General features: G+C 39.8%; 2 protein-coding genes. Both read left to right on the top strand.

All coding sequences use genetic code 11. The features are described 5' to 3' along the window. The first annotated feature begins 366 nt into the window (after positions 1–366). Positions 367–540: a hypothetical protein gene (locus GXZ17_RS09980; protein ID WP_409377136.1), complete on the top strand. Its 174-nt coding sequence runs from the start codon at positions 367–369 to the stop codon at positions 538–540. Further along, positions 527–994, top strand: a complete 468-nt coding sequence (locus tag GXZ17_RS09975; RefSeq protein ID WP_409377135.1) for a type II toxin-antitoxin system VapC family toxin — start codon at positions 527–529, stop codon at positions 992–994. The genes GXZ17_RS09980 and GXZ17_RS09975 overlap by 14 nt, the downstream gene beginning before the upstream one ends. The last annotated feature ends 531 nt before the right edge of the window (positions 995–1,525 follow it).

Genomic DNA, 1,525 nt, shown 5'->3' with positions numbered 1-1,525 from the left:
GGCTTAAAGATTGCCGGGGTGACGAAAAAGGGGCAATAGAACCATTCAGGAATGAGAGATAAGGTGATGATGGAGGCCTTCAGGGGTGACATCCCCCTCCGTCATTCCCGAAATCTTTTATCGGGAATCCAAGTTTTTGCTTTTTCTTTTGTTTTAAAACCATGGACCCCTGATAGAAGCATTCAGGGGTGACGACGCGGAGGCTTTTTCCACCAGTAGTCTTTTGTATTTTTATTTATGTTTTTATCTTACGTCGTAGACTGCCTGTCTTTTTTGGGGTTAAGCATTAGTTTTTTCCGGGATAATAGGGATTTACTCCCCTTATTGCCCATAGTATAATAAAGATGGAGTAAGGGAGGTGAATTCATGGATGTAAAAGAGATGGTTAAATTTATGGAAAACCTCGGGTATGAAGTGATAAGAAAAGAGAAGGTAGATATCGTCGATAAGCTTCTGGGAAAATTTGCTCTGGAGGAAGAAGAAAAAACCAGCACTGAATTGTTGAAAGAATTAAGAAGCACTGGATATGGGAAGTATTAAAGCTTTTTTAGATACTGATGTTATTCTCAACTGGTTATGTAAAGAGGCTACCAAAGAAGGAGAGGCCCTCTGGGAAGCCCCCTATGAAATCCTAAAGAAGGCAGAGAAGGAAGAAATTGTTCTTTATACCACACTAATCAATATCATGGAGATAAGGTTTGTTTTAAGAAGAAAGAAAAAGTGGAAGGAATTAGAGATAGAAGAGGTAATTAGAGACCTCGGGAAAATTGATAATTTTGGGATAATTATTCCCGAGGAAACTGATCTTATTACTGGTTTTAACTTTCAAGCATCGCACATGTTAGATCCATTTGATGCTATTTACTTAAGTGTAGTTGATAAAATTTCTGGCTTCTTAGTATCAAGAGATAGAGATTTCATCAACATAGTAAACAAGATAAAGGGTAAGCTAACAGCTTTCACCCCGGAAAGCTTTTTAGAAACTATCAAGTAGACTCCCGTTCAAGCAGTGCTCTTTTTCCCGGTTTAATTCCTTTCTGATATCAGCTGCTTCATTTTGTATGTTGATTTTGAATCAATTTCTGGTAGATAATTCCCTCTTCCCTCATGCCTGAAATTTAGCGAGGCACTCACCCCCTCCGCTATTCCCGAAGTTAGCAATCGGTAATTCACCTCACCCGTCATGCCTGAAATCTTTTATCAGGCATCCAGAGGTTTTTGTTTTTTCTTTGGTTTTTAAATGCTGTGGACCCCGGCTTAAAGATTGCCGGGGTGACGAGGAGGTGGGAATCCAAAGGCTTTTCCCTTAAATGATTTAGAACCATTCAGGGGTGACGACCTCCCTTTTCCGTCATTCCCGAAATCTTTAATCGGGAATCCAAATACTTTTAAATACCATGGACCCCTGATAGAAGCATTCAGGGGTGACGGACAAAGGTGATAGAACCACTCAGGAATGACTGTTTCTACCAACTCAGAATGTCCAAAAGCTACCGAGATTGTCTGTCTTTAAATTGCCATATAT

It is taken from the genome of Candidatus Sordicultor fermentans (assembly GCF_012728195.1).
Lineage (GTDB): Bacteria > Atribacterota > Atribacteria > Atribacterales > Caldatribacteriaceae > Sordicultor > Sordicultor fermentans.
This window is presented reverse-complemented; position numbering and strand designations above follow the sequence as displayed.

Bases quoted from the DNA above. Each gene is read 5' to 3' on its own strand.
- GXZ17_RS09980 (WP_409377136.1), top strand. From the start codon at position 367: ATGGATGTAAAAGAGATGGTTAAATTTATGGAAAACCTCGGGTATGAA.
- GXZ17_RS09975 (WP_409377135.1), top strand. From the start codon at position 527: ATGGGAAGTATTAAAGCTTTTTTAGATACTGATGTTATTCTCAACTGG.